Source organism: Neisseria sp. P0018.S001 (assembly GCF_051957355.1).
Classification (GTDB): Bacteria; Pseudomonadota; Gammaproteobacteria; order Burkholderiales; family Neisseriaceae; genus Neisseria; species Neisseria subflava_A.
Map to the genome: position 1 here is coordinate 35,736 of NZ_JBQCWN010000005.1, position 25,324 is coordinate 61,059.

Sequence of the window (25,324 nt, forward strand, 5' to 3'; positions counted from 1 at the left end):
TTTCCTAAAAAACAAGGCCGTCTGAAATCTTTCAGACGGCCTTTTGCTATGCTTTCATTCTTCAAACAGATTGCCTTGTGCCAATAAGGTTTTGACCGGTGCGAAATCGCGGCGGTGTTCCGGCAATACGCCGTATTGTTTCAATGCGGCCAAATGTTGCGCCGTGCCGTAGCCTTTGTGGCGGTCAAACCCGTATTGCGGATAGCGTTTCGCCAATTCATACATTTCTGCATCACGCGCGGTTTTGGCCAAAACCGAAGCGGCGGAGATTTCAATAATTTTGCTGTCGCCTTTGACCACGGCCTCTGCAGGGACATTCAAATCTTTCGGCACACGGTTGCCGTCTATCCATACTTTGTCAGGCACGACCGACAACCCCTCGACTGCGCGCTTCATCGCGGCCATGGTTGCGTGCAGGATGTTCAGTTGCAGGATTTCGTCGGGATCGGCAAAGGCAATGCTCCATGCAACCGCCTGTTCCTTAATCATCTGCGCCAACATATCGCGCTTTTTTTCGCTCAGTTTTTTTGAGTCGGTCAAACCCGGCAGGTCAAAATGTTCCGGCAAAATCACTGCCGCCGCAAATACGCTGCCGACCAAAGGGCCGCGCCCCGCTTCGTCCACGCCTGCGCTTAAAACCGTCGCCATTTCTTCACCGCCTGTCTGATTCAAAGCCGCCATTATATCCGCTTGCGGCAGATAAAATCCGCAATAGGACAAGCCGTTTGGGAGCAGTTCAAATTTCATCTGCTTTACCAATCAGTTATAATTTACATCCCCACATACCCATACGTCTTACAACATGCCTGCCCAATCCGAACGCCTCCATTTTTCCGAACGCTGGCTCAACGCCTACGAACGCTACCGCTATCGCCGCCATATCCACGCCTTCCGCCTCGGCTTGGCAATCGTGTTTTCCACCCTGTTGGCCAAAGTCTTCCACCTGCAACACGGCGAGTGGATCGGCATGACCGTCTTTGTCGTCCTCGGCATGCTGCAATTCCAAGGCGCGATTTACTCCAAAGCAGTCGAACGCATGCTCGGCACGGCCATCGGTTTGGGCGTCGGTTTGGCCGTTTTATGGTTGAACCAGCATTATTTGCAAGACGGCGTTTTCTTCTATCTGATTATCGGTGCCGCCAGCGCGGTGGCCGGTTGGTCTGCGGTCGGCAAAAACGGCTACGTCGCCATGCTTGCCGGTTTGACCATGTGTATGCTCATCGGCGACAGCAGCCACCATTGGCTCGACAGCGGTCTGATGCGCGCCATGAACGTTTTGATTGGTGCCGCCATCGCCATTGCCGCCGCCAAACTTCTGCCCCTGCGCTCCACCCTGATGTGGCGCTTCATGCTTGCCGACAACCTCACCGACTGCGCCAAAATGATTGCAGAAATCAGCAACGGTAAGCGCATGACGCGCGAGCGTTTGGAGCAAAACATGATTAAAATGCGCAAAATCAACGCCCGCATGGTCAAAAGCCGCAGCCATCTGGCCGCAACATCCGGTGAAAGCCACATCAGCAACAATATGATGGAAGCCATGCAGCATGCCCACCGCAAAATCGTCAACACCACCGAGCTGCTCCTGACCACAGCCGCCAAACTGCGCGCGCCCACGCTCAACGAAAGCGAAATCCGCCTGCTCGACCGCCATTTCAACCAACTCCAACGCGAGCTTCGGCTGACCGTCCGCCTCATCAAAGGCCACTACGCCCGCCGCATTCGCATCGATACTTCGCTCAATACCGAACTAAGCAAACCGGCCGCCCGCCTGCATTACGACTGGCAAGGCTTCCTCTGGCTCAGCACCAATATGCGTAACGAAATCGCCGCATTGGTGATCCTGTTGCAACGTTCGCGCAATAAATGGTTGGACAAAAAAGAATTGCAACGCTTGAAAGAATACCTACGCAACGATACCGATCCGGAGTAACAATAGGCCGTCTGAAAAACGCAAACTCACAAAATAAAAGCGAATTAGCCGCTGATGACATCAGCACATAAAAAAGGCCGCCTGAAACCCAATGGTTCAGACGGCCTCTTTCAATCAATCCAAGCAACAATAAATACCGCATAAAGCAAAATCCCCTGCGATTGCAGGGGATTTTTATATTTGGTTGCGGGAGCAGGATTCGAACCTACGACCTTCGGGTTATGAGCCCGACGAGCTACCATGCTGCTCCATCCCGCGTCAGAAGTTGTAACTATACGGAAAGACGGAATCGCTGTCAAGCGTTTTTGACAGAAAATGCGAAAAACGCCGCTTTACAAAAAACCATCCGCATGGTTTAATTTTTCCTTAATAAAGAAACAGGGGTGCTGCTTTCAAACCGAGCGGCTGAGAAATACCCTTTACACCCGAACAGGATAATACCTGCGTGGGGAGTTTCGGCAAATGTGTTTTTAGACGGTTGATTGAAGATATCCACAAGGCCGTCTGAAAAAAAAGCAATGCTCCTGTTTCCATTTCATAACCGAAAAACAGGAGCAATTTTTTATGACTACCGCTAAAAAAACCGGCGATGAGGCGCGCCGTCTTTCCGACTTGAGCGAAGACATCGGCATCCGCTTCCAATATCCCAATTCCAACCGCGTCTATATCCCGGGCAGCCGCGCCGACATCCGCGTGCCTTTGCGCGAAATCCGTCAGGACGATACCTACACGGCACAAGGTACGGAAGCCAATCCGCCAATTCCAGTGTACGACACCAGCGGCTCATACGGCGACCCGGCGGCACACATCGACTTAAAACAGGGTTTGCCACACGTCCGCACCGCATGGCTGGATGAACGCGACGATACCGAAATCCTGCCCAAGCTTTCCAGCGAATATGGCACCGAACGCGCACACGATCCGAAAACCGCCCATCTGCGCTTCAACCAAATCACCCGTCCGCGCCGCGCCAAAGCAGGCCGCAATGTAACCCAGCTCCACTACGCCCGCCAAGGCATCATTACGCCGGAAATGGAGTTTGTCGCCATACGCGAACGCATGAAGCTGGACGAACTTTTCAGACGGCCTGAATACGCCAAGCTCTTGAAACAACACGCAGGGCAAAGTTTCGGCGCGAATATCCCAACCCATCCCGACCAAATCACGCCCGAATTCGTGCGCCAAGAAATCGCCGCCGGACGTGCGATTATCCCTGCCAACATCAACCACCCCGAACTCGAACCGATGATTATCGGCCGCAACTTCCGCGTCAAAATCAACGGCAACTTGGGCAACTCCGCCGTAACCTCCAGCCTGACCGAAGAAGTCGAAAAAATGGTATGGTCGCTGCGTTGGGGCGCGGACACGATTATGGACTTATCCACAGGCGCGCACATCCACGAAACGCGCGAATGGATTATCCGCAACGCGCCCGTCCCCATCGGCACGGTGCCGATTTACCAAGCTTTGGAAAAAACCGGCGGCATTGCCGAAGACCTGACTTGGGATTTGGTGCGCGATACCTTAATCGAGCAGGCAGAACAAGGCGTGGACTATTTCACCCTGCACGCAGGTGTATTGCTGCGTTATGTACCGATGACGGCCGACCGCCTGACCGGCATCGTATCACGCGGCGGCTCCATCATGGCGAAATGGTGTCTCGCCCATCATCAGGAAAACTTCCTCTACACACATTTCGACGAAATCTGCGAAATCATGAAAGCCTACGACGTATCGTTCAGCCTCGGCGACGGCCTTCGTCCCGGCTGCATTGCCGATGCCAACGACGAATCCCAATTTGCCGAGCTGCACACCTTGGGCGAATTGACCGCCAAAGCATGGGAACACGACGTACAGGTTATGATCGAAGGCCCCGGCCATGTACCGCTGCAACGCGTGAAAGAAAACATGACCGAAGAGCTGCAACATTGCTTTGAAGCACCTTTCTACACCCTCGGCCCGCTCGTTACCGACATCGCCCCCGGCTACGACCACATCACCTCGGGCATAGGCGCGACCAACATCGGCTGGTACGGCACAGCCATGCTCTGCTACGTTACCCCGAAAGAGCATCTCGGCCTGCCCGACAAAGAAGACGTGCGCACCGGCATCATCACCTACAAACTCGCCGCCCATGCCGCCGACCTCGCCAAAGGCTGGCCAGGCGCACAGTTGCGCGACAACGCTCTGAGCAAGGCGCGTTTCGAGTTCCGCTGGCGCGACCAATTCCGCCTCAGCCTCGACCCCGAACGCGCCGAAAGCTTCCACGACGAAACCCTGCCTGCAGAAGGCGCGAAAATCGCCCACTTCTGCTCGATGTGCGGCCCAAAATTCTGCTCGATGAAAATCACGCAGGAAGTGCGCGACTACGCCGACAAGCAAAAAGCCCAACAGCAAGGCATGGAAGAAAAAGCGATTGAGTTCGTCAAAAAAGGAGCGAAGCTTTACAGTTAAAACGTAACGCAAGAAAAGGCCGTCTGAAAATATTTCAGACGGCCTTTTTAGCGAATAGCCTTTAAGCCAAAGCAATACGCACTACGGCTGCTTATTTTTCCACCCTGCGGAAATGGTGCGGACGAAAACCGAGCGCGGCGAGGGAAACGAAGTAGAGGCCTCCGCCCAAGGCAATCAGAATGCAGAGTTGGCCTGCTTTTTTAAAGCCGCCGACGTGTACCCATTCAAACGGCAGATAATATTGCGCCAGCCACAAACCGCCGCCCATGACGACCAAAGAGATGGCCATTTTAACTAAAAACGCTGCCCAACCTTTGCCGGGGCGGTAGATGCCGTGTTTGCGCAAAAGGAAAAACAGCAAGCCTGCATTCAGACACGCGCCCAAACCAATAGCGAGGGACAGACCGACGTGTTTGAGCGGCGAAATGAAGGCAAGGTTCATCAGCTGCGTGCAAATCAGCGTGAAAATAGCGACCTTAACGGGGGTTTTGATGTTTTGGCGCGCGTAGAAGCCGGGGGCCAATACTTTAATCATAATCAGCCCGATCAAGCCGAAGGAATAGGCAATCAGCGCGTGTTGGGTCATTTGCGCGTCGTGCAGCGTAAATTCACGGTACATGAACAAGGTTGTAACCAGAGGGAAAGACAATACGGCAAGGCCGACGGCGGCAGGCAGGGTCAGCAGCATGCACAGGCGCAAACCCCAGTCGAGCAGGCCGGAAAACTGCTCGGTATCCTGACTGGCGGCGTGTTTGGACAAGGTAGGCAGCAAGATTGTACCGAGTGCCACACCCAAAACGCCGGTCGGCAATTCCATCAGTCGGTCGGCGTAATACATCCACGACACGCTGCCGGACTGCAAAAATGAGGCAAAAATGGTGTTGATAACCAAGGAAATCTGCGCCACGCTCACGCCCAAAATAGCCGGGGCCATCTGTTTCATTACGCGGTTGACCGCTGCGTCTTTAAAGCTGAGTTTGGGCATTTTCAAGAAGCCCAATTTTGCTAACCAAGGCAGTTGGAACACCAGCTGCAACACGCCGCCGACAAATACCGCCCACGCCAAAGCCATAACAGGCGGATCAAAATACGGTACGAAAAACAGGGAAAAGACGATAAAGGAGATGTTCAAAAAAGTCGGCGTAAAGGCGGGAATGCCGAATTTATGATAGGAGTTGAGTATTGAGCCGACAAAAGACGACAAGGAAATCAAAAAGATATAAGGAAATGTCACCCGCAGCAGATCGATGGAGAGCTGAAACTTATTGGCTTCTTTGGCAAAACCGGGCGCAGAAACATAAATCACCCACGGCGCGGCAAGTATACCCAGCGCGGTAACGATGACCAGCACAAACGACAACATACCGGCCACATGGCGCACAAACGCCTGCGTGGCTTCGGGTGAGCGGGTTTCTTTGTATTCCGCCAAAATCGGTACAAAGGCTTGGGCAAATGCGCCTTCTGCAAACACGCGCCGCAGCAGGTTGGGCAGTTTGAACGCGACAAAAAACGCATCCGTCGCCATGCCTGCACCAAACGCACGGGCAATAATCGTATCGCGCACAAAGCCCAAAATGCGCGACACCATCGTCAGGCTGCCAACCTTGGCCAAGGCTCCCAATAAATTCATGTATTTTCCTTAATTGTCTTTCAGGCCGTCTGAAAATCCGGCTTCTTCCAATACTGCCGCCGCCGCCAATGCCGCCGTATCTTTCTTCAACAGCAGATGCAAGGCGTGGAAATCCTGTTCCAATGCGGCCACTGCCTCAGGGCGGTCATACCAGTCTGCAACGGCCTGCGCCAGTTTTTCAGGGACGGCATCGTGTTGCAGCAGCTCGGGAACGGCGGCTTTACCCAACAGAATATTGGGCAAACCGACATGCGGCACTTTGATTTTGTTTTTCACATACGCATAAGTCAGCGGCGAAATTTTGTAGCTGATGACCATAGGCCGCTTGCACAAGGCCACTTCCAAAGTCGCCGTACCACTGGTGACCAATACCACGTCGGCAGCGGTGCAAACCGTATCCGACTGCTTGTCGGTCAACGTAATGGGAAGGGCGGCGAACTCAGGCTGCGCCAAAATTTCGGTAATGCGTTTGCGCGTTGCGGCCGTCGCCACAGGCAGCAAAAACTGTGCCTGCGGATAACGTTTCAGCAGCAATAAGGCCGTCTGAAAAAACACCGCCGCCATGTAATCGATTTCGCTCACGCGGCTGCCGGGCAATATCGCAAACACGGGCACGTCCGCAGGCACGCCCAGCTTCTGCCGTGCCGCCGCCCTATCCGCTTCCACGGGCATGGTTTGCGCCATTGGATGGCCGACAAATTCGGCCTTGCCGCCGGCATCGATATAAAGCTGAGGCTCCATCGGAAACAGGCACAACACGCGGTTGACCTGATGTACGATTTTATTGACCCGTTCGCGCCGCCACGCCCAAACCGACGGGCTGACGTAATGAATGGTATGAATGCCTGCCTGCTTGAGTTTTTCCGCCACGCCGAGATTAAAGTCCGGCGCATCGATGCCGATAAACACATCCGGCTTGAGGCGGATTAAATCGTTCACCAGCCCTTTGCGAATTCTCAAAATTTGCGGCAGGCGTTTGATGACCTCAACAAAACCGCGTACCGCCAGCTTTTCCTGATCGTACAAACTCTCGAAACCCTCCGCCTTCATGCGCTCGCCGCCGATGCCGGTAAACCGCGCATTCGGGCAACGCGCCTTAATGGCACGGATTAAGTGTGCGCCGAGCAAGTCGCCGGAAGCTTCGCCGACGCTGATGGCGATAAGGGGGGAAGGATTGGAATTCATGTGTTGAGGTTTAAAAGCTAAAAGATTTTGGGCAGACATTTGCCCGCCCGTTTTCAGACGGCATCGGCGGCAAACAGACAGGAAACCTGCCCTACTGCGCGGATTTTTGCAATCCAAAGGCCGTCTGAAAAAGTTTCAGACGGCCTTCAATCCATCCATCAACGGATAATGCCGCGTGTGGATTGTGCAAAAAAGTCTTTAAATACCGCCAATTCGCTTTGGGTTTCGGCACGTTTCAGAATGTCTGCCTTGGCCTCTTCAAACGGAATGCCGCGATGGTAAATGGTTTTATACGCATCTTTGACGGAGGCAATTTGTTCGGCAGTGAAACCGTTGCGGCGCATACCTTCGCTGTTGAGGCCGGCCGGTTCGGCGCGGTAGCCTGCAGCCATGAAGTACGGCGGTACGTCTTTGTGTACGCCGGCGGCAAACGCGGTCATGGCGTAGTCGCCGATTTGGCAGAACTGGAACACCAGCGTGTAGCCGCCCAAGACGACGTAGTCGCCGATGGTAACGTGGCCTGCGAGTGAGGCGTTGTTGGCGAAGATGGTATGGTTGCCGACCACGCAGTCATGGGCGAGGTGGCAGTAGGCCATAATCCAGTTGTCGTCGCCGATACGGGTTTCGCCGATACCGGTAACCGTGCCGAGGTTGAACGTCGTAAATTCGCGAATGGTGTTGCCGTTGCCGATAATCAGCTTGGTCGGCTCATCGCGGTATTTTTTGTCCTGCGGAATTTCGCCGAGGCTGGCAAATTGGAAAATGCGGTTGTTTTCACCGATGGTCGTATGGCCGTTGATGACGACGTGCGGGCCGATTTCGGTATTCGCACCGATTTGCACATTGGGGCCGATGATGCTGTATGGGCCGACTTTGACGCTGGAGTCGAGTTCGGCTTTAGGGTCGATGACGGCGGTCGGATGGATAAGGGTCATGCTGTCTCCTTGCTGTCTGATACAGGTATTGCCTGCAAGATGCCGTCTGAACGTTCAGACGGCCTGTCCCATTCTTACACCACGCGTTTGGCGCACATAATCACGGCTTCAACGGCAACTTGGCCGTCGACTTTGGCAACGGCGTTGAATTTGCCGATACCGCGTTTGTTGGTCAGCAGCTCGACTTCAAAAACCAGTTGGTCGCCGGGGATGACTTGGCGTTTGAAACGGGCATCGTCGATACCGGCGAAGAAGAAGAATTCGTTTTCTTTGCGGCCGCCTTCGCTGAGGATGGCCAGTGTGCCGCACGCTTGCGCCATGGCTTCGATAATCAACACGCCAGGCATCACGGGCAGGTCGGGAAAGTGGCCTTGGAACTGCGGCTCGTTCATGGTGACGTTTTTAATCGCAGTCAGGGTTTTCATCGGTTCGAACGCAGTAATGCGGTCGAGTTGCAAAAACGGATAACGGTGTGGGATAAGTTTTTGAATGTCTTTGGCTTCGATCGGGAGTTGTACGTCCATGATGTTCGTCTTTCCTTATTTGTATTGGGTTTAAACGTATTCGGATGCGGGGCGCGGACTGTTTGCGCCGCCTTTAGGCTTCGTCGCTGTCGGCAAGCTGTTTTTCCAGCGTTTTGAGGCGTTTGTTCATTTCGCTCAAACGGTGGATATAAACGGCATTGCGCGCCCAGTCTTTGTAGCCCGACATCGGGAAAATACCGGCCAGATGCTGGCCGCTTTCGGTAATGCTGTGGGTAACTGATGTACCGCCGCCGATGGTGGTTTTATCGGCGATTTCGATGTGTCCGACCGTGCCGACGCCGCCGCCGATAATGCAATAATTGCCGATGGTGACGCTGCCGGAAATACCGGTTTTGGCGGCGATAACGGTGTGCGAACCGATTTTGCAGTTGTGGCCGATTTGGACTTGGTTGTCGATTTTGGTGCCGTTGCCGACGGTCGTGTCGCTCATTGCGCCACGGTCGATATTGGTGTTCGAACCGATTTCCACATCATCGCCCAGCGTGACTGCGCCGGTTTGCGGAATTTTAAACCATGAATCGCCGGCGAAGGCTAAGCCGAAACCGTCCGCGCCGATGACGGCGCCGCTGTGGATTTCGACACGGTTGCCCAAAGTGCAGCCGTAATAGATGACGGAGTTGGGATGCAATACGACTTCATCGCCCAACGTGCAATCGTGTTGAACAACGGCATTGGCCAAAATACGGCAGCCTTCGCCCAATACGGTATTCGCGCCGATATAGGCATTCGCGCCGATTTCGCAGCTTGCCGGTACTTTGGCGCTGGCCTCGATAACGGCAGTCGGATGTATGCCGCCCTGTGCTTTGACAATCGGCGAGAACAATCGTGCCACTTTGGCAAAATAAAGATAAGGGTCGGCAGCCACAATCAGGTTGCGGCCCGCAAATTCATCTGCGGCTTTCGGCGACACAATCACTGCGCCTGCTTGGCTGTCGTGTACTTCGGCTTTGTATTTCGGGTTAGCCAAAAAGCTGATGTGTTCTGCCTGCGCCTGATCCAACGGACGGACGGCGGTAATGGCGATGTCTTCGCCTTTCCATTCGCCGCCGAGTTGGGAAACGATTTGGGACAGGGTGTATGCTTGTGAAGTCATGATAATCTGCCGTCAAGATGTCAGGCCGTCTGAAAGATGCCGGTTTGGGTTTCAGACGGCCTTAGGTTTGTCTGTATGGTTACATTCGCTGCCGAGCAGGGTCAGTGAGCATTTAGGGCTTTAATAACGCTGTCGGTAATGTCGTAGCGGCCGTTGACGTAAATCACGTCCTGCAAGATGAAGTCATAACCTTCGCGTTTGGCTAAATCGACGATGACGCGGTTGGCATTTTGCTGGAGCGCGGCGAATTCTTCATTGCGGCGCAAGTTGTAGTCTTCAGCCAACTCGGTCTGCTGTTTGCGGAATTTTTGTACCAGATTGCGCCATTTTTGGGTTTCCGCTTCCCTTTGGCTGTCGCTGAGCTTGTCGCCGCTCAGTTTTCGCTCCAAAGCCTCGCCTTCCTGCTGCAGCTTTTGCAAGGCGGTTTGACGGCTTTTGAACTCTTTTTCCAAAGTCATCTGAATGTTTTGCGCCTGCTTGGATTCCTGATAAACGCGCTCGGTATTGATAAAACCGATTTTCTGCACTCCATCCGCCGCCGCTTGCGGCAACAGCACGAAACCCGGCAGGGCTACGGCGAGGACACGGAGGGTGTCGGCTATTTTACTCATGATAAAAATCCTTGCTTGAAAACAAACGAGCGGTTTGCAATAAGCTTGCCGCCAATCTGCCATGAGGCCGTCTGAAACGGACAAACCCGGTTTCAGACGGCCTAAACATCATCAGAATGTCGTACCGAGTTGGAATTGGAAGCGTTGGATTTCGTCGCCTTCTTTTTTCTTAATCGGATAAGCATAACTGAACTTCATCGGACCCAGCGGAGAGAGCCAAGTCACGGCAGCACCGGCAGAGTAACGCAATTCGTTTTTAAATGTCGATTTGTGCGTTGTGCCTACGCCGTACACGTTTTGGAGCGCGCCATTGGTGTAATAAGAATTGCTGCTGCTGTCGTTGTAGGTTTTATCGTCCCACACGCTGCCTGCATCGGCAAACAGGCTCAGACGGACGGTACGTGAGTCTTTAATCCCCGGCATCGGGAAGAGCAACTCTGCGGAAACGTTGGCTTTTTTGTTACCGCCGTAGCTGATTTTCTCGCCGTATTCGTCATAGACTTTCGGGCCCAACGTACCGCTTTCAAAGCTGCGGACAGAACCTAAGCCGCCGCCGTAGAAGTTTTCAAAGAACGGCATGGTTTTGGTTTTGCCGTAGCCGTTGCCATAACCGACTTCGCCACCCAGCATCAATGTGAAATCTTTGCTCAACGGGAAGAACCAAGTTTGGTTATGGGTCAGGGTGTAGTATTGCAGGTCGCTGCCCGGCAAGGCGATTTCACCGTTTACGCCAGTCAGGTAACCGCGAGTCGGCCACAAGGCATTGTCGGTTTTGTTGCGGCCCCAGCCGATGGTACCTTTGTACAACCAGCCTTTGAAGCTACCCACGCCGCTGCCGTCGCCTTTACCGTATTGGTTGATAAAGTCGGCATAGCGTTTAGGCGCGCCTTTGTAGGTATTCACGGTCAGACGCTCTGCGGCCAAACCGAAATTCACACGGTCATATTCGGTAACCGGAATACCGATACGCAAACCGCCGCCGAAAGTCGTGGTTTTATACTGTTTCGCGCTGGAAGAAGCTTTACGCGGGTCGTAAGTCTTGCCGTAAAGGTCGTAGCCCAAGCTTACGCCGTCAGGTGTGAAGTATGGGTCGGTAAACGACAATGAGCCGTTTACTGTGGTTTTACTGCGGGAAGCACGCAAGGCAACGGATTTACCCGTACCGAACAGGTTGTCTTGAGCCACGCCGGCAGACATCACCAAACCGGTATCCTGAACCCAACCTGCGCTCAAGTCGAGCGAGCCGGTAGAACGTTCGGTCAGGCTCATGTTCAGGTCGACTTGGTCAGGCGTATTGGCCACAGGAGCCGCATCAAATTGAACGTTGTCGAAGTAGCCCAACAACTCAACGCGCTCTTTAGAACGTTGCAGTTTGGCAGAATCGTAAGGCGCCGATTCCATTTGGCGCAACTCGCGGCGGATGACTTCGTCACGGGTTTTGTTGTTACCGGTAATGTTGATTTCGTTTACATAGATTTTGCGGCCCGGTTGAACGGTCAGTACAAAATCAACGGTATGCGTTTCGGCATTTGGAATCGGTTGGACATTGATTTCGCTGAATGCGTAACCTGCCTGACCCATGCGGTTTTGAATGGCTTCGAGCGAATTGGACATTTGCGCGCGCTCGTACCATTTGCCCGGCTTCATGGTCAGCAGTTTTTCCAAATCTTCTTTCGGCACTTCCAGCGTATCGCCTTCGATGCGTACATTACCCCAACGGAAGCGGTCGCCTTCGCTGACGGTTACTTTAATGGTTTGCTTAGTTTTGTCTTCGTTGGTTTGGATGTCGGTATCCAAAATACGGAAGTTGAAGTAGCCGTTGTTTTGGTAGTAATTGGTGATTTTTTCCATGTCCTGAGCAAATTTTTGCTCATTGAACTGGTTGCTCTTAGTGATCCAAGTCCACATGCCGCCTTCGCTCAGGGACATTTGTTTCAGCAGGCGGCGGTCGGAATAAACTTCGTTGCCTTCAAAGGAAATATCGGTAATCTTGGTAGATTTGCCCTCTTCGATGGCAATATCGATAGACACGCGGTTGCGGGCGAGTTTAGTTACGGTCGGAGTGATTTGGACAGACTGTTTGCCACGGCTCAAATACTCTTCTTTCAAACCGGCAACGGCTTGGTTCAGCGTTGCTTGGTTGAAGTATTGGGATTGCGCCAAACCAAATGCTTCAAGGTTTTTCTTGATGGCATCGTTTTGCAGCATTTTCGCGCCAGTAATATTGAGCGAGCTGATGGTCGGACGCTCAATCACGGTCAGCAGGACTTGATTGTCCATGGTCTCGACGCGTACGTCGTCAAAGAAACCGGTTGCGTAGAGTTTTTTGATGATTTCTTCACTGCGCGCATCATTGAAATTATCACCGACTTTAACGGGCAGGTAGTTGAAGACGGTACTCGGCTCGGTGCGTTGCAGGCCTTCGACGCGGATGTCCTGAATGGTAAAGTCAGCCAATGCCAGTGGGGACAGGCTCAATACCATTAAAGCGGAAGCAATCTGGTTCAGTTTCATAAATTATCCAAACAAACGGTTGATGTCATTAAAGAAAGCCACAGCCATCATCAAAAGCATGGCTGCCAGTCCGAAGCGCAGGCCGGCTGCCTGTATGCGCTCGCTCAAAGGCTTTCCGCGTATCCATTCGGCGGTATAGAAAACCAGATGTCCGCCGTCTAAAACGGGCACGGGCAAAAGGTTCAACACGCCTAAGCTGATGCTGACCAAGGCCAGAAATTCGAGGTAGCTCTGCAATCCGAGTTTGGCGGACTGTCCGGCGACATCGGCAATGGTCAGGGGACCGGAAATATGGTTTAAAGAGGCATTGCCTGTAACCAGTTTTCCGAAAAATTTGAGGGTCGTCCACGAATAGTTGACAGTTTTGTTCCAACCCAATTCAAAGGCTTGGGCAACGGAAGGCGTATAACGGTAGCGGATGGTTTTATCCCACTCTTTATCCGCCTGGGCGGCGAGCCCTGCTCTACCCACCAGCACACCTGCCGACTGCTCAACGCTGTCCGGCCGGATAGCGGTCGCCAGTATTTTACCGTCGCGCTCGTAAGTCAGTTCGATTCGTTTGCCGGGGCTGGCGCGGAAGAGTTCCGTCCATGCCTGCCAGCTTTCGATGGGCTTCCCATCGGCGGTCAGCAGTTTGTCGTTTTCCTTCAAACCTGCTTTTTCGGCCGGACTATTGGCCAAGACTTTGCCGATGCGGTTAGTAATTCTAAAAGGCAAAAGGCCGATGTTGCCTTGGTTTTTCGCAACTTTACCTGCTTCAGGCGTGCCGGCGGCATCAATTATGCGGATGGTTTGGGTATTTGAGGCCGTCTGAACGGCGACTTTTACAGGACCGGCTTCAAGGTTCAGCACCATCTCGGTTTGCGCATCACTCCAGTCTTTAACGGCAATTCCGTTGACCGAAACAATCTTATCGCCTGCCTGAAAACCTGCTTTGGCGGCAATACTGGCAGGCTCGACCATGCCGACATAGGGGCGCAACTCGGTTACGCCGAAGGAAAAGCTCAAACCGTAAAGCAAAACGGCCAAAATCAAATTGGTCAAAGGGCCGGCGGCGACAATGGCGATGCGCTTGGCCGGATGCTGCTTGTCAAAGGCGTACGGCAAATCTGCTTCCGCCACCTCGCCTTCGCGCGTATCGACCATTTTAACGTAACCGCCCAGCGGAATCGGGGCAAGACACCACTCGGTATCGCCGCGTTTTCGAGTGAAAAAGGGCTTACCGAAGCCAACAGAAAAGCGCACGACTTTAACGCCGCACCAGCGGGCAACAATATAGTGTCCGAACTCATGCAGGCTGACCAAAATCAGAATGGCGACGATAAAGGCTAAAAAGGTTTGCAAAAAAATCCCCTGAGTGGAATGTGATGAGCAACGGATAAGGCCGTCTGAAAACCGATTATAAAGGCAGTTGTTCCATTTTGTCTGCCTAAATGCCAAGCGGTTGGCGTTTCAGACGGCCTGTCATTGAAGCTTTATTGTTTGCCGATAAAGGCTTCTGCCTGTCTGCGTGTTTGCGCGTCTTGCGCCAACAGGCCTTCGATATCGTGACGGCCGTCTGAAAAATCTTGGGCAAGGCAGTGGGCAACGACTTTGGCAATATCGGTAAACTTGATGCGTTTATCTAAAAAAGCGGCCACGGCAACTTCGTTGGCAGCGTTCAACACGCAAGGCGCGGCGCCGCCTGCATTCATGGCCTGATAGGCAAATTTCAGACATGGGAAACGGTCAAAGTCAGGTTTTTGGAAGGTCAATGCGGACAATGCGCCGAAATCCAACTCACCCACGCCGGAATCGATACGTTCGGGCAGGCCCAAGCAATAAGCAATCGGCGTACGCATATCGGGATTACCCAACTGCGCCAATACCGAACCATCGCGATAACGCACCATGCTGTGTATCACAGATTGCGGATGAATGACGACTTCCAGTTTTTCCGGCGGACAGTTAAACAGCCAATGCGCCTCAATCAACTCCAAGCCCTTATTCATCATTGACGCGGAATCGACGGAAATTTTTCGCCCCATACTCCAATTCGGATGCTTGACCGCCTGCTCGGGCGTAATGCTATCAAATGTACTTAAATCGGTGTTAAGGAACGGGCCACCCGATGCGGTCAGGATAATCGAATTGATACCGTGCTCATTCAGACGGCCTGTGTAATCCCTTGGCAATACTTGGAAGATGGCGTTGTGTTCGCTGTCAATCGGCAAGACGGTGGCGCCGTTTTGACGGGCGGTTTCCATAAACAATGCGCCGGAAACCACCAGCGTTTCTTTGTTGGCCAGATAAATGGTTTTGCCCTTTTGAGCGGCGGCCAAAGCCGACGGCAAGCCGGCCGCGCCGACAATGGCACACATTACGCCGCTGACTTCATCGGCAGAAGCCACATCAATCAGGGCTTGAGCACCATATAAAACCTGCGTACTGATGCCTTTTTGTTTGAGTTTCTTTTCCAGCTCGGCCGCATGACCGGCATCGCCGACAACAGCATATTCCGGACAGAACTGTTTGCATTGTGCCGCCAGCTTGTCCACCTGCCTATGCCCTGCCAGCGCGAACACGCGGAATTTTTCGGGATGGCGGGAAACAACGTCTAAAGTGCTTTCGCCTATGCTGCCGGTACTGCCTAATATGGTCAGAACTTGTTGTGTCATGGTGTGTTCTTTATGTGCTGTGCAAACGGTATTTAGTGTATTTGAAATAAATTTCTTTGCCGTTTCCAATTTTCAGACGGCCTTTTGCCTCCCAGCTACAAAGGCCGTCTGAAAGAATTACTCAATGCCGTATTCGATGGTAACAACCAATCGGACTTGTTTACCGACGGTACTTTTATCGTAAGAACCGCCGTACTCGTCGTCCTCGCTGCTGCCGGTGTCGGCATAGATATTGAACGAACCTTGCGAAGCAGAACGCATGGCGCCCACTTTGCCGCCGCCGGTTTTGGCAAATTCGGCCGCGCGTTTCTGCGCATCCTCAGTCGCCTGCGTAATCAAATCGCGTTTGATGGTTTCCAAATTGCCCAGCAAATATTGAGGATTGTCGAAGCGGATAAATTCGTTTTGCGCACGGAAATGCAAAATGGCACGCTGGGCGGCTTGGATTTTGTCCAGTTTTTTGGTGTTGACCACAATATTGAGGTCGCCATCGTAGCCGTTGGGCGTGCGGGTTACGTTGCCCAGTTCATCGCGGGTTTCATTGAAAACGCGCGACACTTCGGGCAGTCCCACTTTCATTTCAGCCGCCGTAAAGCCTTGCTCGCCCAAAAATTTAGACAGCTTCTTGCGTCTTGCCGTCAGCAAATCCAAAACTTCCTGATAGCTCTCGCCGTGCGCGTTCACGCCCGTATTCCACGTTGCGCTGTCGGATTGGAAGTTTTTCTCCGCCAAACCTTTTACGGTAATCGTCCCCGGTTGGCGCAGATTTTTAAACTGCACGCCCAAAATAAACGCCGCAGCCATCAATCCCAGTGCCAACAATACGCCCAAGATCGATAAAGATGAAATCTGTTTTTGTTCGGACATAATCAGCTCCCTCAACAATGTGAGACAGGCGGTTTAAAACAAATATACAAAGGCGGCATAAATGCTGATAACGGCAATCAGGCTGTCCACACGGTCGAACACGCCGCCGTGCCCCGGCAACAGATTGCTGCTGTCTTTGATACCGGCCGCACGTTTGAGCCAGCTTTCCAGCAAATCGCCGCACACGCTGACCACGGTCAGAATCAAGCCGATCAAAATCGTTTTGAACCAACCGGCTTCAAAAGCCAGCCAACCGGCTTTCCATACGATGGTCATGTACACAGCAACGCATAATGCGCCGCCGATCGCACCTTCCCAGCTTTTACCCGGACTGATGGTCGGCGCAATTTTGTGCTTACCAAACGACTTGCCGCAGAAATACGCGCCAATATCGGCCACCCACACCAAGCCCATAATCGCCAATAAAGACAGCGCGTCTTCAGGCTGAGGGCGCAGATAAACCAGTGCAAACCAAAACGGCATCACCAACAACCAACCGACCGTGTAAGCCTGCCAGCCGCCGTTTAGCTTCCATTTCGCTTTCAGCCACCAAGGCATGACAATCAGCCAAAACGCCAATACGACATACCAAACCAAATCAGGCAGCTGCCAACCGCCGGCATAAGCAATCACGCCGAACACCAGCGTTGACGCCAAATAATGATTGATTTTCAGCTTGTCCAAGCCGCTCATGCGGGCATATTCCCACAAAGTCAGCATGGCAATCAGGCCGCAAAACGCCGCCCACAGCCACATAGGTGCATAAAACAGCATACCCAGCATCAGCGGCAAGAGCCACAGCGCCGTCAAAATCCGTTGTTTCAACATAGTTCTCAACCCCGTTGCTGCTCAACCGGCAGCTGTTCGGAAGTCCGCCCGAAGCGGCGTTCCCGTTTTTGGAACGAAACAATCGCTTCATTCAGCGATTTCTCATTAAAATCAGGCCACAGCGTATCCGTAAAATACAATTCTGCATACGCCATCTGCCACAGCAGGAAATTACTGATGCGCGTCTCGCCGCCGGTTCGGATAAACAAATCCGGCTCGGGTGCATCGCCCAACATCAAATAGCGCGACAACGCCTCTTCCGTAATCTCAGTGACTCCCTCAGCAATCAACTGATTTGCCGCCTGCAAAATATCCCAGCGGCCGCCATAATCGGCGGCAATGCTCAAAGTCAAACCGGTATTATTTGCCGTCAACGCCTCGGCCGCCTCAATCCCCTTCAGGATTTCAGCATTAAACCGCTCGCGGCTGCCGATGACCCTCAAGCGCATATTGTTATCGTGCAAACGGCGCACCTGCTTTTGCAAAGCCTGCAAAAACAGCCCCATCAGAAAAGAAACTTCTTCCTCGGGGCGTCGCCAGTTTTCAGTCGAAAAAGCAAACACGGTCAAATACTGCACACCCAGTTCAGCACAATGCTTCACCATGTTCTCCAGCGCATCCAAGCCGCGCTTATGCCCCATCACACGGGGAAGAAAACGCTTCTTTGCCCAACGTCCGTTGCCGTCCATAATCACAGCAATATGTCGGGGGATGGCAGAGTGTTCCAAAATCGTCTGCGTACTGCTTTTCATGTCTGCCTTTCAAGGAGCAAACCGTCCAAAGGCCGTCTGAACGGTTTGCACACAGGATTAAATCGCCATCAAATCTTCTTCTTTGGCAGCCAAGAGCTTGTCTGCCTCAGCAATGTATTTGTCGGTCAACTTCTGAACCGCTTCCTCGCCGCGGCGGGCTTCATCTTCAGAAATCTCTTTGTCTTTCAACAATTTCTTGATGTGGTCGTTTGCATCACGGCGCACATTGCGGATAGACACACGGCCTTCTTCCGCCTCGCCGCGTACCACTTTGATCAAATCTTTACGGCGTTCCTCAGTCAACATAGGCATAGGGACACGGATCAAATCGCCGACAGAAGCAGGGTTCAGGCCCAAGTTGGAATCACGGATCGCTTTCTCAACTTTTGAAGCCATATTGCTCTCGAAAGGTTTCACCCCAATCGTACGCGCATCCAAAAGCGTCACATTCGCTACTTGGCTCACAGGCACCATGCTGCCCCAGTATTCCACTTCCACTTGGTCAAGCAGGCCGGTATGCGCACGGCCGGTACGCACTTTAGCCAAATTGTCTTTCAATACTTCCAGAGAACGCTGCATTTTGCCTTCAGCTGTCTTTTGAATATCATTAATCATCTTATACTTTCAATTTCATAGGAATAAAACAGGATTAACCGAGAATAGTACCGTTAAACCGCCCCCACGACAAGGCTTTACGCCCCAACATCCTTGTTTTCTAACCGATATTTAACATCAAACAAAATAAAGGCCGTCTGAAAATCTTTCAGACGGCCTTTATTGTTTCAAGCAACTACATCAACTCGGCCTTTTCCTGAATTTATTTGGAAACTAAGCTTCTATCTTGAGACCATTGTTTCCATCCACACAAAGAACGAATTTTATTGCTAATAGATATAAACAACTCTACTCTTTTCAATCGAAATGAATTTCCTCGGGAAATATACCGATAATCGGTTATAATGACCAATTATCTAAATTGATTAAACATATCAAATAACTGTAGCATTGAATTTACTATGTTACAATGTTTGCAAATGTTACACATAACTACGTAAAGAAATCTCGATATGAGATTTCTTTTTAATCACTTTTAAAGACTTATATTTCATTCAACCATTGAGAGATAAAAAATGAAAAAAGCCTTTTCTATCTTTTCCATCAGTCTTCTGACTCTAAATACGGGGTATTAATTATGCGAAAACTTATTTTTACAGTTCTATTCATCCTCCCCTCTTTTTCTTTGGCTGGAAACTTACATTGTAAAAAGCCCGTAGAAGAAATGATTGGGGAAAGCCAAAGATGCTTTTACCAAGGGGGACTAAGCGATGCCATTACTGCTTTTAGCAAATATTCTGCTCAATGGAATAAAAAGAAAGGTGAGTCCATCCCTTTTCTTTGGTTTCCCATTTTAAAAAACGGCATACCCAAAACAACCGTAACAATGGCACAATTACCAAAATCTCGTTCTGTAACGCCTTTCTCAGAAACTAAAGACTATCCTTTGGAGACCATTGTTGCCGGTATTGAATGGAAAAACAAAAATAAAGTCAAAATTATGGGATGTGTTTATGAGACAGATTATTGTCTCTCCGCTACTTTTATCCAAAAAGAAGATAAAGTCTTTATTGAATCCATATCTACCTAACTCAAAGATGTAGTCATTGCCACCTACATTCTCAAATACAAGGCCGTCTGAAAATCTTTCAGACGGCCTTTTCCTTATTCAAATCCTACTCTCTATTCCGCTCATTCCAAAAGTAACGCCATACGAAGCATGGGAAGGCAAAAATCAGGTAGAGGCAGACAACGGTCGCATAAAACTCCCAATCTTGGGCATGTACGGCTCCGGCGCGCGATTCGAGGATATAGGCGAGAATCGCGGTAAGAAGGAAGCCTGCCAACAATTCGATCAAGTGATGGCCGATGTGTTTGCGTTTCAGGGCGATGATGCCGAAGAATTTGGTGGTAATAAATGGTGCGTTGGCAAAGATAAGTGCCAACAGCAGAAGAATGTACATGGATGCGGTCATGATGGTCTTTCTGTTTTCAGACGGCCTGCGTGTGATTTTAACATGTTAAATGGGCATTCTTGCCCATCATTATCCGTGGGATATTCAATATCTTGATGATACCTGCTTGATGATTGTTCAAAGGCTTGAGGCCGTCTGAACTTTGGGTATATTTCATCCGAATGCGAATCCTAACAAAAACGGCGACTTTGGAACAGCCGCCGTTGGTTTTGTTTGAAGCTTACAGGGTATTTTCCAATGCTTTGGCACACCAGTCGATAACGGTTTGCGGCATGATACCCCAGAGGAGCAGCAGGAAGGCATTGACCGTCAGGACAAATTTAGCGGCATAGTTACTGCCGACCGGCTGGTCATGGTCAGGCGCATCGAAGTAGATGACTTTGACCACGCGCAGGTAGTAGAACGCGCCAATCAGAGACATGATGACGGCAAACACTGACAACCAAACATAGCCTTGTTTCAAGAGCGCCATAATCACGCCGAACTTGGCATAAAAGCCCATCAGCGGCGGAATACCTGCCATGGAGAACATGGACAGCAACATCAAGAAGGCAAACCATGCATGGCGGTGGTTAAGGCCAGCGAGGTCTTTGATTTCTTCACACTCAATGTCTTTGGTAGACAATACCATCAAAACACCGAAGCTGACTGCCGCCATCACAGCATAGGTAATGGCGTAATACAAACCTGCGGTAAAGCCGACCGCGCCTGCCATAAACGCCAACAGGATAAAGCCCATGTGCGATACGGTGGAATAGGCAAGCATACGTTTGATATTGGTTTGCATAATGGCAGCAAGGTTACCGACCACCAAAGAAGCAACGGCAAGAATGGCCAACATCGGCGCCCAGTCTGAATGTATGGTACCCATGCCGGTAACAAGGATACGGAACGCAAAGACAACGGCGGCGATTTTCGGAGCAGTACCCACAAAGGCGGTAACAGAGGTCGGCGCACCATCGTACACATCGGGCACCCACATATGGAATGGAACCGCACCCAATTTAAATGCAATGGCGACCACAATAAACACCATACCCAATTTCAACAACCATTCATTGGCCTGCTCATTGAAAGCAGAAGCCAAGACGGAAGCAAAATCAAGGGAACCGGTGGCGCCGTAAACCATAGAAATACCATAGAGCAGCAAACCGGAGGCCAACGCGCCCAATACGAAGTATTTCAGCGCAGCCTCGGCAGAGCGGCCGGAATCGCGGCGCAGGGCAATCATGGCGTACAGCGACAAAGACAACAATTCCAAACCGATATACGCAGTCAGGAAATGTGCCGAGCTGACCATAACGCTCATACCCAACAGGGCAAACAATGACAGGGTGTAAAACTCGCCTTTAAAGATTTGGCGGTCTTGATTGTACGGTTTACTGTAAATAAACAGACCAAACGTCAGTGCATACAGCACCAGTTTTGCCAAACAGGACATGCCGTCTGCAATATACATACCGTGAAAGGCATCGACACTGCCCTGCTCCCATACCGCCAATTGGGTAATAGCCACAATAATGACCGTTCCCAAACTCATCAGATGGGTCAAATAGCGGTTTTTATCGCAAATCCACAAGTCTGCCAGCAATACGACACCCAATAGCGCAAGCAGCACGATTTCGGGCATGGCGGGCATTAAATTCAAATCAGACCAGTTCATTTACACACCTCAAATCTTGCTTTGTGCCACATGGGCAATCAAATCGTTTGCCGCTTGATGCACCACTTCGATAAACGCTTGCGGATACAGACCCATGCCCAATACAGCAACCGCCAAAATTGCCAAAATCGCAAATTCGCGGCAATTGATGTCTTTCATTTCGGCAACGTGCGGATTGTGGATCGTACCAAAAATAACGCGTTTGTACATCCACAGGGTATAAGACGCACCGTAAATCAGGGTCATGGCAGCCAAAGCGCCTACCCAGAAATTCACTTTAACCGCGCCCATAATCACCATAAACTCGCCCACGAAGCCGGAAGTCGCAGGCAGACCGGCATTGGCCATACCGAACAACATCATAAACGCCGCAAACTTAGGCATCACATTGACCACGCCGCCATAATCGGCAATATTGCGAGTATGCAGGCGGTCGTACATCACGCCGATACACATAAACATCGCGGCAGACACAAAACCGTGGGAAATCATTTGAATGATTGCACCTTTCAATGCCCAATCATTCAATTGGCCGTTCACAAACAGGAACATACCCAAAGTGACAAAACCCATATGGCTGATGGAAGAATACGCCACCAGTTTTTTCATATCGGTTTGCACCAAAGCCACCATACCGATGTAAATCACGGCAATCAGGCTCAATACAATGATTACAGGGGCGAAATAGCGTGCCGCATCCGGCATAATCGGCAGGATAAAGCGCAAGAAACCATACGCACCCAGTTTCAGCGTAATTGCCGCCAACACCATCGAACCGCCGGTCGGCGCTTCAACGTGGGCATCCGGCAACCAAGTGTGCACAGGGAACATCGGCACTTTTACGGCGAATGACAGGAAGAACGCTACAAACAAAAGCTGTTGTACGCCCAACGGAATCTGTTTGATGTTTTGGAAATCAACAATAGAGAAGCTGTTTGTCTGATAGTGCAGGTAAACCATAGCAACCAGCATCAAGAGTGAACCCATCAGCGTATAGAGGAACAGCTTGACCGACGCATAGACGCGACGCGGGCCGCCCCATACACCGATAATCAGGTACAGCGGAATCAGCATACCCTCGAAGAACACATAAAACAGAATTGCATCCTGCGCAGCAAACGCACCGTTAATCAAACCCGACATCATCAGGAATGCCGCCATATACTGCGCCGGACGTTTCTGAATGACTTCCCAACCGGCCAATACCACCAACAGCGTAATAAACGCATTCAAGATGATAAAGAGCACTGAAATACCGTCCACGCCCAATGCATAGTTGATTTTCAGAAGCGGAATCCACTCGTGGAACTCGGTAAATTGATAGCCGCCGCTCAAACGGTCGAAACCGGTAAACAGGGGCAGCGTTACCAAGAAACCGGCAAGCGCACCCATGAAGGCAAGCACACGCGCCAGCGGCGCACGGCTGTCTTTACCGGTCGCCAAAACCAGCACACCTGCGGCGATGGGTATCCATATTGCCAAGCTGAGTAGGTAGTTGGAAAACATAGTGGTTAACCTGTGGTTAAAATAAAAATGTGTTTATGTGGATATTTCTTCGTTTCAGACGGCCTGAAGGTTTAAGGCCGTCTAAAACCTTATTCCTATCGGAACAATCCCCAGAAGGTCATGCCGAGCAGTACCAATACGCCAAATACCATAGCGGCGGCATAGGTGTAGATAAAGCCGGTTTGGGCTTTACGCACTTGCGCGGCAATCGCGCCAACCAGTTTGGCGGAGCCGTTGACAATACCGTTGTCGATAATGGCGGTATCGCCGACTTTCCAGAAGAAAGTACCCAATGCGCGCGTGCCTTTAGCGAAGACGTTGAAATACAGGGCGTCGAGGTAGTATTTGTTTTCAAACAAAACGTAAACCGGACGGAACGCCTGTGCAATTTTCGCAGGCAGGTGCGGCAGTTTGACGTACAAAAGCCATGCGCTCAAGACACCTGCGATAGCGAGGTAGAGTACAGGCGAATGCAGGCTGTGCGACACCATTGCCAATGCGCCGTGGAACTCTTCCTTCATGATGTGCATAGTCGGATGCGCGTCGGCGTTGACGAAAATCACGTCTTTGAAGAAATCGCCGTAAAGCATAGGCTCGATGGCAACATAGCCGATGATGACGGACGGAATGGCCAGCAAAATCAAAGGCAGGGTAACAACCAGCGGGCTTTCGTGCGGATTGTCGTTTTTGCCCAAGCCGTGATGTTCTTCGCCATGATGATCGTCATGATGCTCAGGCAGGTTGCGCCATTTCTCTTCGCCGTGGAACACCATAAAGTATTGGCGGAACGCGTAGAACGCAGTAACAAACACGCTGGCGAGGACGGCAAAATAAGCAAAGCCGCTACCCGGCAGGGTGCTGTATTTCGCTGCTTCGATAATCGAATCTTTAGAATAGAAGCCGGAGAAGAATGGCGTACCGATCAGCGACAAGTTACCGATCAGCATGGTCAGCCAAGTAATCGGCATGTATTTTTTCAGGTTACCCATGTGGCGCATGTCTTGGTCATGGTGCATACCGATAATCGCGCTACCTGCGGCCAAGAACAACAAGGCTTTAAAGAAAGCGTGAGTCATCACATGGAACATCGCCACGGAATAGGCAGACGCGCCCAGAGCCACGGTCATGTAGCCCAGTTGCGACAGGGTGGAATACGCAACCACACGTTTGATGTCGTTTTGAATCACGCCCAAGAAACCCATAAACAAGGCGGTAATCGCACCGATTACCATGATGACAGACAGCGCAGTGCTGCTCATCTCATAAATCGGCGACATACGCGATACCATGAACAGACCGGCGGTAACCATGGTTGCGGCATGAATCAATGCAGAAATCGGAGTCGGGCCTTCCATCGAATCAGGCAGCCAGACATGCAGTGGGAATTGTGCCGATTTACCCATCGCACCGACAAACAGGAGCAAACAGGTTACGGTAATCAAAGACCATTCCACACCGGGGAACAGTTGGATAGTGGCCGTCTGAACATTAGGCAGATAAGCGAATACATCTTGATAGCGCAAGCTACCGCCGAAATAGGCAAGCACCAAGCCGATACCGAGCAAAAAGCCGAAGTCGCCGACACGGTTGATCAAAAAGGCTTTCAGGTTGGCAAATGTTGCGCTTGGACGTTTGAAATAGAAACCGATCAAGAGATACGACACCAAGCCCACAGCCTCCCAGCCGAAGAAGAGCTGGATGAAGTTGTTGCTCATAATCAGCATCAACATGCTGAAAGTAAACAAAGAAATATAGCTGAAGAAGCGTTGGTAGCCGACTTTTTCATCATGCATATAGCCGATGGTGTAGATATGCACCATCAACGACACGCCCGTTACCACGACCATCATCATCGCCGTCATCGTATCGACCAAGAAGCCGACGGAGAAATCCAAACCTCCCATTGTCAGCCAGGTATAGACGTTCTCGTCAAACTTGGCACGGCTGCCGTCGATAAAGCCCCACAGCACATAAGCCGACAGCACGGCGGACACCGCCACGCCGAGTATCGTAACCGTATGCGCGCCGGCACGTCCGATTTTATTGCCGAACAAACCCGCAATCAGCGAGCCTGCCAAAGGCACAAGGGCAATTACCAAATATAAAGTCATGTCGTTCATG

The 25,324-nt window shown here is 51.4% G+C and carries 21 protein-coding genes, 1 tRNA gene and 1 riboswitch; of the genes, 3 read left to right on the forward strand and 19 right to left on the reverse strand.

Going from position 1 to position 25,324, the window contains the following annotated elements; all coding sequences use genetic code 11:
- Positions 1 to 54: 54 nt before the first annotated feature.
- Positions 55 to 648, reverse strand: coding sequence for a ribonuclease HII (rnhB, locus tag ACTHTJ_RS04710; RefSeq protein WP_063068644.1), 594 nt, complete (start codon positions 646 to 648; stop codon positions 55 to 57).
- A gap of 154 nt (positions 649 to 802) precedes the next feature.
- Here rnhB and ACTHTJ_RS04715 point away from each other — a divergent pair, with 154 nt between their 5' ends.
- Positions 803 to 1,933: an FUSC family protein gene (locus ACTHTJ_RS04715; RefSeq protein ID WP_070584389.1), complete on the forward strand. Its 1,131-nt coding sequence runs from the start codon at positions 803 to 805 to the stop codon at positions 1,931 to 1,933.
- A 181-nt stretch (positions 1,934 to 2,114) separates the two neighbouring features.
- Here the strand turns inward: ACTHTJ_RS04715 and ACTHTJ_RS04720 are convergent.
- Positions 2,115 to 2,191, reverse strand: a tRNA-Met gene (locus tag ACTHTJ_RS04720).
- Between the two features lie 111 nt (positions 2,192 to 2,302).
- Positions 2,303 to 2,402, forward strand: a riboswitch (TPP riboswitch).
- A gap of 95 nt (positions 2,403 to 2,497) precedes the next feature.
- Between ACTHTJ_RS04720 and thiC the strand changes: the two genes are divergently transcribed.
- The gene (thiC, locus tag ACTHTJ_RS04725) at positions 2,498 to 4,387 is read left to right on the forward strand and encodes a phosphomethylpyrimidine synthase ThiC (protein WP_070584390.1); all 1,890 of its coding nucleotides are present in this window, start codon (positions 2,498 to 2,500) and stop codon (positions 4,385 to 4,387) included.
- A 91-nt stretch (positions 4,388 to 4,478) separates the two neighbouring features.
- Here the strand turns inward: thiC and murJ are convergent, their stop codons facing one another.
- From murJ to frr, 13 genes are all read right to left on the reverse strand, one after another.
- A complete protein-coding gene (murJ, locus tag ACTHTJ_RS04730; protein WP_070584392.1) occupies positions 4,479 to 6,017 on the reverse strand; it encodes a murein biosynthesis integral membrane protein MurJ in 1,539 nt (512 codons plus the stop codon).
- Between the two features lie 9 nt (positions 6,018 to 6,026).
- A complete protein-coding gene (gene lpxB, locus ACTHTJ_RS04735) occupies positions 6,027 to 7,202 on the reverse strand; it encodes a lipid-A-disaccharide synthase (RefSeq protein WP_107792311.1) in 1,176 nt (391 codons plus the stop codon).
- Between the two features lie 158 nt (positions 7,203 to 7,360).
- A complete protein-coding gene (gene lpxA, locus ACTHTJ_RS04740) occupies positions 7,361 to 8,137 on the reverse strand; it encodes an acyl-ACP--UDP-N-acetylglucosamine O-acyltransferase (protein ID WP_107723875.1) in 777 nt (258 codons plus the stop codon).
- A gap of 74 nt (positions 8,138 to 8,211) precedes the next feature.
- Positions 8,212 to 8,661, reverse strand: coding sequence for a 3-hydroxyacyl-ACP dehydratase FabZ (fabZ, locus tag ACTHTJ_RS04745; RefSeq protein ID WP_003681704.1), 450 nt, complete (start codon positions 8,659 to 8,661; stop codon positions 8,212 to 8,214).
- Positions 8,662 to 8,734: 73 nt separating this feature from the next.
- Complete coding sequence (gene lpxD, locus ACTHTJ_RS04750) at positions 8,735 to 9,775, reverse strand: UDP-3-O-(3-hydroxymyristoyl)glucosamine N-acyltransferase (protein WP_070584396.1); 1,041 nt, start codon at positions 9,773 to 9,775, stop codon at positions 8,735 to 8,737.
- A 101-nt stretch (positions 9,776 to 9,876) separates the two neighbouring features.
- Entirely contained in the window at positions 9,877 to 10,386 is a 510-nt protein-coding gene (locus ACTHTJ_RS04755) for an OmpH family outer membrane protein (protein ID WP_070584397.1), read from the reverse strand.
- Between the two features lie 111 nt (positions 10,387 to 10,497).
- Complete coding sequence (bamA, locus tag ACTHTJ_RS04760) at positions 10,498 to 12,900, reverse strand: outer membrane protein assembly factor BamA (RefSeq protein WP_440360797.1); 2,403 nt, start codon at positions 12,898 to 12,900, stop codon at positions 10,498 to 10,500.
- Positions 12,901 to 12,903: 3 nt separating this feature from the next.
- Positions 12,904 to 14,244: an RIP metalloprotease RseP gene (rseP, locus tag ACTHTJ_RS04765; RefSeq protein ID WP_070584401.1), complete on the reverse strand. Its 1,341-nt coding sequence runs from the start codon at positions 14,242 to 14,244 to the stop codon at positions 12,904 to 12,906.
- Between the two features lie 131 nt (positions 14,245 to 14,375).
- On the reverse strand, positions 14,376 to 15,557 hold the full coding sequence (ispC, locus tag ACTHTJ_RS04770; RefSeq protein WP_070584403.1) for a 1-deoxy-D-xylulose-5-phosphate reductoisomerase: 1,182 nt from the start codon (positions 15,555 to 15,557) through the stop codon (positions 14,376 to 14,378).
- A gap of 117 nt (positions 15,558 to 15,674) precedes the next feature.
- Positions 15,675 to 16,424 (reverse strand): SIMPL domain-containing protein, encoded by a 750-nt coding sequence (locus ACTHTJ_RS04775; RefSeq protein WP_070584405.1) that lies wholly within the window; start codon positions 16,422 to 16,424, stop codon positions 15,675 to 15,677.
- 33 nt (positions 16,425 to 16,457) lie between these two features.
- Complete coding sequence (locus ACTHTJ_RS04780) at positions 16,458 to 17,252, reverse strand: phosphatidate cytidylyltransferase (RefSeq protein WP_070584406.1); 795 nt, start codon at positions 17,250 to 17,252, stop codon at positions 16,458 to 16,460.
- A gap of 5 nt (positions 17,253 to 17,257) precedes the next feature.
- Complete coding sequence (locus tag ACTHTJ_RS04785) at positions 17,258 to 18,004, reverse strand: isoprenyl transferase (protein WP_070584408.1); 747 nt, start codon at positions 18,002 to 18,004, stop codon at positions 17,258 to 17,260.
- A 57-nt stretch (positions 18,005 to 18,061) separates the two neighbouring features.
- Positions 18,062 to 18,619: a ribosome recycling factor gene (frr, locus tag ACTHTJ_RS04790; RefSeq protein ID WP_049332978.1), complete on the reverse strand. Its 558-nt coding sequence runs from the start codon at positions 18,617 to 18,619 to the stop codon at positions 18,062 to 18,064.
- Between the two features lie 577 nt (positions 18,620 to 19,196).
- Here frr and ACTHTJ_RS04795 point away from each other — a divergent pair.
- Positions 19,197 to 19,649, forward strand: coding sequence for a hypothetical protein (locus ACTHTJ_RS04795; RefSeq protein ID WP_036493924.1), 453 nt, complete (start codon positions 19,197 to 19,199; stop codon positions 19,647 to 19,649).
- Positions 19,650 to 19,734: 85 nt separating this feature from the next.
- On the opposite strand, the gene ACTHTJ_RS04800 is transcribed toward ACTHTJ_RS04795, so the two are convergent.
- The 4 genes from ACTHTJ_RS04800 to nuoL form a co-directional block, all read right to left on the reverse strand.
- Positions 19,735 to 20,034, reverse strand: a complete 300-nt coding sequence (locus ACTHTJ_RS04800; RefSeq protein WP_003686671.1) for a DUF2818 family protein — start codon at positions 20,032 to 20,034, stop codon at positions 19,735 to 19,737.
- 220 nt (positions 20,035 to 20,254) lie between these two features.
- Positions 20,255 to 21,697, reverse strand: a complete 1,443-nt coding sequence (gene nuoN, locus ACTHTJ_RS04805) for an NADH-quinone oxidoreductase subunit NuoN (protein WP_070584409.1) — start codon at positions 21,695 to 21,697, stop codon at positions 20,255 to 20,257.
- A 9-nt stretch (positions 21,698 to 21,706) separates the two neighbouring features.
- Positions 21,707 to 23,203: an NADH-quinone oxidoreductase subunit M gene (locus ACTHTJ_RS04810; RefSeq protein WP_070584411.1), complete on the reverse strand. Its 1,497-nt coding sequence runs from the start codon at positions 23,201 to 23,203 to the stop codon at positions 21,707 to 21,709.
- A gap of 95 nt (positions 23,204 to 23,298) precedes the next feature.
- Complete coding sequence (gene nuoL / locus ACTHTJ_RS04815; protein ID WP_070584412.1) at positions 23,299 to 25,323, reverse strand: NADH-quinone oxidoreductase subunit L; 2,025 nt, start codon at positions 25,321 to 25,323, stop codon at positions 23,299 to 23,301.
- Position 25,324: the final 1 nt, after the last annotated feature.

Bases quoted from the DNA above. Each gene is read 5' to 3' on its own strand.
- rnhB (WP_063068644.1), bottom strand. From the start codon at position 648: ATGGCGACGGTTTTAAGCGCAGGCGTGGACGAAGCGGGGCGCGGCCCT.
- ACTHTJ_RS04715 (WP_070584389.1), top strand. From the start codon at position 803: ATGCCTGCCCAATCCGAACGCCTCCATTTTTCCGAACGCTGGCTCAAC.
- thiC (WP_070584390.1), top strand. From the start codon at position 2,498: ATGACTACCGCTAAAAAAACCGGCGATGAGGCGCGCCGTCTTTCCGAC.
- murJ (WP_070584392.1), bottom strand. From the start codon at position 6,017: ATGAATTTATTGGGAGCCTTGGCCAAGGTTGGCAGCCTGACGATGGTG.
- lpxB (WP_107792311.1), bottom strand. From the start codon at position 7,202: ATGAATTCCAATCCTTCCCCCCTTATCGCCATCAGCGTCGGCGAAGCT.
- lpxA (WP_107723875.1), bottom strand. From the start codon at position 8,137: ATGACCCTTATCCATCCGACCGCCGTCATCGACCCTAAAGCCGAACTC.
- fabZ (WP_003681704.1), bottom strand. From the start codon at position 8,661: ATGGACGTACAACTCCCGATCGAAGCCAAAGACATTCAAAAACTTATC.
- lpxD (WP_070584396.1), bottom strand. From the start codon at position 9,775: ATGACTTCACAAGCATACACCCTGTCCCAAATCGTTTCCCAACTCGGC.
- ACTHTJ_RS04755 (WP_070584397.1), bottom strand. From the start codon at position 10,386: ATGAGTAAAATAGCCGACACCCTCCGTGTCCTCGCCGTAGCCCTGCCG.
- bamA (WP_440360797.1), bottom strand. From the start codon at position 12,900: ATGAAACTGAACCAGATTGCTTCCGCTTTAATGGTATTGAGCCTGTCC.
- ispC (WP_070584403.1), bottom strand. From the start codon at position 15,557: ATGACACAACAAGTTCTGACCATATTAGGCAGTACCGGCAGCATAGGC.
- ACTHTJ_RS04775 (WP_070584405.1), bottom strand. From the start codon at position 16,424: ATGTCCGAACAAAAACAGATTTCATCTTTATCGATCTTGGGCGTATTG.
- ACTHTJ_RS04780 (WP_070584406.1), bottom strand. From the start codon at position 17,252: ATGTTGAAACAACGGATTTTGACGGCGCTGTGGCTCTTGCCGCTGATG.
- ACTHTJ_RS04785 (WP_070584408.1), bottom strand. From the start codon at position 18,004: ATGAAAAGCAGTACGCAGACGATTTTGGAACACTCTGCCATCCCCCGA.
- frr (WP_049332978.1), bottom strand. From the start codon at position 18,619: ATGATTAATGATATTCAAAAGACAGCTGAAGGCAAAATGCAGCGTTCT.
- ACTHTJ_RS04795 (WP_036493924.1), top strand. From the start codon at position 19,197: ATGCGAAAACTTATTTTTACAGTTCTATTCATCCTCCCCTCTTTTTCT.
- ACTHTJ_RS04800 (WP_003686671.1), bottom strand. From the start codon at position 20,034: ATGACCGCATCCATGTACATTCTTCTGCTGTTGGCACTTATCTTTGCC.
- nuoN (WP_070584409.1), bottom strand. From the start codon at position 21,697: ATGAACTGGTCTGATTTGAATTTAATGCCCGCCATGCCCGAAATCGTG.
- ACTHTJ_RS04810 (WP_070584411.1), bottom strand. From the start codon at position 23,203: ATGTTTTCCAACTACCTACTCAGCTTGGCAATATGGATACCCATCGCC.
- nuoL (WP_070584412.1), bottom strand. From the start codon at position 25,323: ATGAACGACATGACTTTATATTTGGTAATTGCCCTTGTGCCTTTGGCA.